Source organism: Microbacterium sp. Bi128, assembly GCF_918698205.1.
In genome coordinates this window covers 1-5,665 of the sequence record NZ_CAKKMM010000256.1, presented here as the reverse complement: position 1 = coordinate 5,665, position 5,665 = coordinate 1, and the positions used below count along the sequence as shown (strand labels likewise).

General features: G+C 65.6%; 4 protein-coding genes and 1 pseudogene. All 5 read right to left on the bottom strand.

Going from position 1 to position 5,665, the window contains the following annotated elements:
• Positions 1 to 118: 118 nt before the first annotated feature.
• Positions 119 to 2,350 (bottom strand): McrB family protein, encoded by a 2,232-nt coding sequence (locus LQV45_RS16365; RefSeq protein WP_230007938.1) that lies wholly within the window; start codon positions 2,348 to 2,350, stop codon positions 119 to 121.
• Positions 2,351 to 2,418: 68 nt separating this feature from the next.
• Positions 2,419 to 2,763 (bottom strand): hypothetical protein, encoded by a 345-nt coding sequence (locus tag LQV45_RS16360; RefSeq protein WP_308288878.1) that lies wholly within the window; start codon positions 2,761 to 2,763, stop codon positions 2,419 to 2,421.
• Between the two features lie 59 nt (positions 2,764 to 2,822).
• On the bottom strand, positions 2,823 to 3,254 hold the full coding sequence (locus LQV45_RS16355; protein ID WP_230007937.1) for a thioesterase family protein: 432 nt from the start codon (positions 3,252 to 3,254) through the stop codon (positions 2,823 to 2,825).
• A gap of 149 nt (positions 3,255 to 3,403) precedes the next feature.
• Positions 3,404 to 5,401: an ABC transporter ATP-binding protein gene (locus LQV45_RS16350; protein ID WP_374208230.1), complete on the bottom strand. Its 1,998-nt coding sequence runs from the start codon at positions 5,399 to 5,401 to the stop codon at positions 3,404 to 3,406.
• Positions 5,398 to 5,665 (bottom strand): annotated as a pseudogene (locus LQV45_RS16345) (ABC transporter ATP-binding protein); the annotation flags it as partial. The gene LQV45_RS16350 and the pseudogene LQV45_RS16345, both read right to left, overlap by 4 nt.

Sequence of the window (5,665 nt, the reverse complement as noted above, 5' to 3'; positions counted from 1 at the left end):
GGATGAACCGCGACCTGATGAACCGCGCCCGGCCGGACCGGCTCCGGATGAACCCCGGTGGTCCGAGGCCTTGCGGTCCGACGAACTGCGGTCCAGCGCTATGGCGTCTCCGGCCAGCCTAGGCATGCGCCAGGCGGCCCAGGAGTTGTTCCAGTCCGAACCGTTCCTCGAGCTGGGCGCGGTTGAGTTGCCCGTGATAGTGCTCCTCCAGCAGCGGCATGAGCTCGTATTTCCAAATTCTGCGCAGGCCCTTAGGCGTCTGCGCGGACTTCTTCATGAAGTACGAGGGACCGATCATGAGGTCGCGGTCCCACTCGTCGATCGCGTCGTTTAAAGCGTCAAGCAGCAGGGCCGGGGTCGTGTCCAGGTCACGGGCTTGGAGGAAGCGCAGCAGCGAGCCCTTCACCGGTTCCGTCTTCGGGTGCAGCTCGATGAAGGAGAAGCGCCGCCGGATGGCCGCGTCCATCATCGCGATGGAGCGGTCCGCGGTGTTCATGGTGCCGATGATGTAAAGATTGTCCGGCAGGGTGAACGGCTCGTTGGGGCTGTACTGAAGGTAGATCCGGTCGTCGCGGTATTCGAGCAGGAAGTACAGCTCGCCGAACACCTTTGCCAGGTTGGCCCGGTTCATCTCGTCGATGATCAGGAAGTACGGTTTGCTCTCGTTGCCGGGCTTGGCCGCTTCCTCGGCGAGCCGGCGCAGCGGTCCTGCCACGAGCTTGAAGGACACCTGTCCCTCGTCCGTCTTGTCCGGGCGGAAGCCCTCGAAGAAATCCTCATAGGCGTACGACGGGTGGAACTGGACCAGCTTGACCCGCTCGTCCGTGGTGTCGCCGGCGAGCTCGGCGGCGAGGTGTTTGGCGAGGTACGTCTTGCCGGTTCCCGGCGGACCGTAGAGCACCAGCTGCCGGTTCTCCTCGAGGAGTTCGGCGATTTCCTGCAGCGGCTCCAGGTCCATGTGCAGGGACGCGGCGAACTCCGGCGGCAGCGGCCGGAACCCGTCACAGGCCGGTTCGACGGCGGGATCCGGCGCGGCGCCGTCGCCGTCCTCGGCTTCCGCTTCAGCCGGCAGCAGCGCCTCAAGCGCCTGGATCACGCGGGTGATGTCCACGATGTTGCCGGAAGTGGTCAGCTGGCGCTGCACGTGGCGGGGCAGCCCGGTGGCGTCGTGTTCCTCATCGAACCAGCGGACCTTGCGGCGGAGCTGGCGGTTGTCTTTGGCATGCTCCGGTTCGCCGAGGACCACGCCGATCCGGACCTTGCCCGAGCTCTGGTAGAGCGCAAGGTCACCCGGCTTCATGACGGTCAGGAAGGCGAATACTGCGGTCTTGGTGTCCTCACGCTCCACGTAGCCGAGGTGCTTGTAGTCCTCGTCAACGGCATTCTGGACCAGCCCCGCGGAGACGCCGGGGTCCAGCAGGCGGAGGTGTTCGACGTCGAGCGTCACCGCTTCCTCGTCCCGCCACTCCCCCAGCAGCTCGGCGTTGTCGTGGTGGGTGCGCAGGAGCCAGGCGCGGCGGCCGGGGTCGCCGACCTTCCGCCACTGACTCACCAGCTGGCGTGAGTACCAGTCGATCCGCTGCCCGGCCTGCTGGTCCAGGTGCAGGCGGATCCGGTGGATGTCCGCCGAAATGTCCTCGTCGCTGTCCCCCTTGGCCCCACCCACGAGGGAAGCGAAAGCGTCACGGATCTCCTGCCGTTCGACATCGGCCACCACGGGTTCGAAATAGCTGGGCCAGACCAGGAACTCAATGCTGCGGCGGATGGCCGGCTGGTCATCCGGGGTGCCGGCGACCAGCCGGTGGAAGGCCAGCGGATCCTTGACCGCGGCCTGGACGACGTGGGCCGGCCGCTGTGCGACATGCTGCACGAAGCGGCAGAGCCATTTCAGGTGGTCCCAGATGGTCCAGTTGAATTCCGCGGTGCGGTCCCGGATCACGCCGTGGTCCGTCATGCCCGCGTAGAGCTCGTCAGGGAGCTCCAGCGCAGGCTCCAGCCAGGATGCCGCCTCGGCGACGCGGGCCCGCTTGACCTTCAGCGACTTGACCTCGTGGGCAAGCGGCAGGGACTGGAGGAAGAGTAGCTCCACGGCCAGTTGCTTCGCCCCGCGGGTTGCGTCTTCCAGGTTCTGGCGCAGGTTAGTCATCATCGGCGCCTTGGGATCCGGAACGCCCCGTTCGAGGCGTTCCAGCAACTCCGCGGCAGCCTGGACGGACCACGTTTTGGTGCGGCCGTCCAGGGGGGACGCCTTGCCGAGCAACCCCGGGCCCAGCACAAACCACGCCGCGTCTTCAATCTCCTTGGAGATACCGAGGGCGCGGTGCAGGGCAGGCTTCTTGGTTGGGGTCATACGTTCAATTTACAGGCTTAAACTGAACGCGCCCATTTAACGCCGCCCCTAAACTACCGGCCAGTAGATTATGGACGGGCGGGCAGCAGACCCGATTTCGCGCCGGGCCGACGCTTCACGCCGAAGGTGAAATACGTGGCCGGACCGATGAAATTCACCAGCGTGGCGAGCCGCCACATGGCCTTGCTGCCGCGGATCTGCGCAGCCGGGCGTCGGCTGATGTCCGTCTGGGCTGCGACCAGCAGCGAGAGCTGGACGATGCCAGCCGAGATGGTTCCGAACCGTGCCATCGGCGAGAGTTCGTTCCACTTCTTCTTGCGGGTGTGCTGCTTGTGGATGTTCTGGTGCAAGGTGTTGCCTAGGTTGTGATGCATGTTCTTGTGCATGTCTTTGCCCATGTTCACGGCGACCACGCCTCCTTATGCGTCGGGATTGTTCATTCTAGGAGCCGTGCCGGGAACCGGAACAGAGGCTATGGGACCGGGTGGGCGCGGGTGTGGGGAGCCAGCCGATCCTTCTGCTCCGGCGTCAGCCGCAACACCCGGCCGGTTGCCTCGTCCACAAAGGCAAGATGGCTCGTGGCCCGGACACAGTCCTCCCGCGTGACGGGATCCTGCACCAGGTAGTGGATGTCGAAGCTGGCGCCCTTAACCGCCCCGATCCACAACTGGACGACGGCGGGCACGTTCCGGTACTCAAGGGTCCTGACGTACCTGATCTTGTGCTCGACGACGAGCGCCAGCGTCCCTTCCGGAATTTCATTGAAGAGCGGCACCAGCGGTTCGGTTCCCGGCAGCCCGGGACCCCGGGGCGGGCCGAAAGCCGCGATCCGTGCTTCTTCGAGGATCCGGACAATCTGGACGTTGTTGATGTGCCCGTAGGCATCCATGTCGCTCCAGCGCATCGGCACCTCCACCTCGAGGCGCCAGGGCTCCGTGGATGTGTTCTCCTCAGCGGGTCCACCCTTCCCGGCGGGGCCTGCTGCTGTGCCTGCGCTCTCCCTGCCGGGCCCGTTCCCGCCGGCTGCGCCCTTCCCGGCGGGGCCTGCGGCGCTCAGCTGTGCACCGCCGTCGAGTCCTCCGCGGAATCCGCCACGGCAGAGTCTGCGTCCTCACCGGCGAACTGGGACATGTACAGCCGGTAGTACGCGCCCTGCAGGGCCAGCAGTTCGGCGTGCCGGCCCTGCTCGACGATCTGCCCGTCCTCCATGACAAGGATGGTGTCCGCGTCCCGGATGGTGGAAAGGCGGTGGGCGATGACGAAACTGGTGCGCTCCGTCCGCAGCGCCGCCATGGCCTTCTGGACCAGGGCTTCGGTGCGGGTATCCACGGAACTCGTGGCCTCGTCCAGGATCAGCAGCGACGGGTTCGCCACAAAGGCCCGGGCGTCCACGAACGTGGCCTTGGCCGCCGCCATGATCTGTTCTTCGGTGGCGTCCAGCTTGCCGTAGCGGATGTTCTCGTAGATGGTTCCGCCGAACAGCCAGGCGTCCTGCAGCACCATGCCCACCTTGGCGCGCAGCTCCGAACGGCTCAGCCGGGTGATGTCCACACCGTCCAGGGTGATGCTGCCGGAGTTGAGCTCGTAGAAGCGCATCACGAGGTTGACGAGGGTGGTCTTGCCCGCCCCGGTCGGTCCCACGATCGCCACCGTGTGGCCGGGCTCGGCCGTGAAGGACAGGTCCTCGATCAGCGGCTTGTCCGGCGTGTAGCTGAAGGTCACGTGCTTGAACTCGACGTGCCCGTCGGTCTTCGCCGGGAGGTGCTCGGTGGCGGTCTCGGCGTCCTGTTCGTCGGCGTCGAGGAATTCAAAAACCCGCTCGGCGGAGGCCACACCGGACTGCAGCATGTTGGCCATGCCGGCCATCTGGCCCAGCGGCTGGGTGAATTCGCGCGAGTACTGGATGAACGCCGTGGCGTCGCCCAGGCTCATGCTGCCCGACGCCACGCGCAGCCCGCCGACGACGGCGATCCCGACATAGCTGAGGTAGGAGACAAACTGCATGACCGGCATGATCATGCCGGAGACGAACTGGGCTCCGAAGCTGGCCTTGTAGAGTTCCTCGTTGCGCTCGTCGAAGCGGGCCAGCATGTCGGCGTCGCGGCCGAACACGCGGACGAGGTCGTGGCCGGAGAACGATTCCTCGATCTGGCCGTTGAGCTCACCGGTGTTCTTCCACTGGGCGGCGAAGAGTTTCTGGCTGCGGGCGCCGATGATGCCGGCGGCCACGCCGGGGAGCGGCAGGGCGACGAGGGCGATCAGGGCCAGCTGCCAGGACACGATGAACATCATGATCACGATCCCGATGACCGTCAGGGCCGAGTTCACGAGCTGGGCGAAGGCCTGCTGGAGCGCCTGCTGGATGTTGTCGACGTCGTTCGTGACACGGGAAAGGATGTCGCCGCGCTGGCGGGTATCGAAGTAGTTCAGCGGCAGCTTGTTGAGTTTCTTCTCGGTGTCATCGCGCAGCGTGCGCACCACGCGCATGACCAGCACGTTGAGGACATAGCCCTGGAGCCACAGAAAGATGTTGGCGACGAAATACATCACCAGCACCACGCTGATGAGGAACGCGAGCTTCTGGAAATCGATGCCAGCGCCCGGCACGACGTCCATCTTGGCGAGCATGTCGGCGAAGTTGTCCTGGCCCTGGGAGCGCAGTCCTTCGATGAACTGTTCTTTGGTGGCCCCGGCCGGGAGCTGCTTGCCGACCACTCCGGCGAAGATCACGTCCATCGCCTGGCCCAGGATCCTCGGGGCAATGACGTTGAGGACGACGGCGACCGTCACCATGGCGAGCACGGCGGTGATGCCGGCGCGCTCGGGTTTCAGCAGCGCCATGAGCCGTTTGGCCGAGGGCCAGAAGTGCTGGGCCTTCTTGGCCGGCACGGCGCCGAACATGCCGCCGTCGGCCTCGCCGGGCGTGTACTCCTCCTCGATGAAGTCATCTTCGATCAGGTCGGTGGCGTCCGTATCAGTTGCGTCCGTATCGGCAGTGGTCGCGCCGGCTGCGGTGGCCGGCGTGGTGGAGACTTTCTCGTTGGTGCTCATGCCACTGCCTCCGCGCTCAGCTGGGATTCGACGATTTCCTGGTAGGTGCTGGAGCTTTCCAACAGTTCCTCATGTGTTCCGCGGTCCACGATCCTGCCGTTGTCCAGCACGAGGATCTGGTCCGCATCGGCGATGGTAGACACCCGCTGGCCGACGATGATCACCGTGGCATCGGCCGTCTTGGCCTTGAGCGCCCGCCGGAGCCTGGCGTCGGTGGCGACGTCAAGGGCCGAGAACGAGTCGTCGAACAGGAAGACCTTGGGC

Bases quoted from the DNA above. Each gene is read 5' to 3' on its own strand.
- LQV45_RS16365 (WP_230007938.1), bottom strand. From the start codon at position 2,350: ATGACCCCAACCAAGAAGCCTGCCCTGCACCGCGCCCTCGGTATCTCC.
- LQV45_RS16355 (WP_230007937.1), bottom strand. From the start codon at position 3,254: ATGCGCTGGAGCGACATGGATGCCTACGGGCACATCAACAACGTCCAG.
- LQV45_RS16350 (WP_374208230.1), bottom strand. From the start codon at position 5,401: ATGAGCACCAACGAGAAAGTCTCCACCACGCCGGCCACCGCAGCCGGC.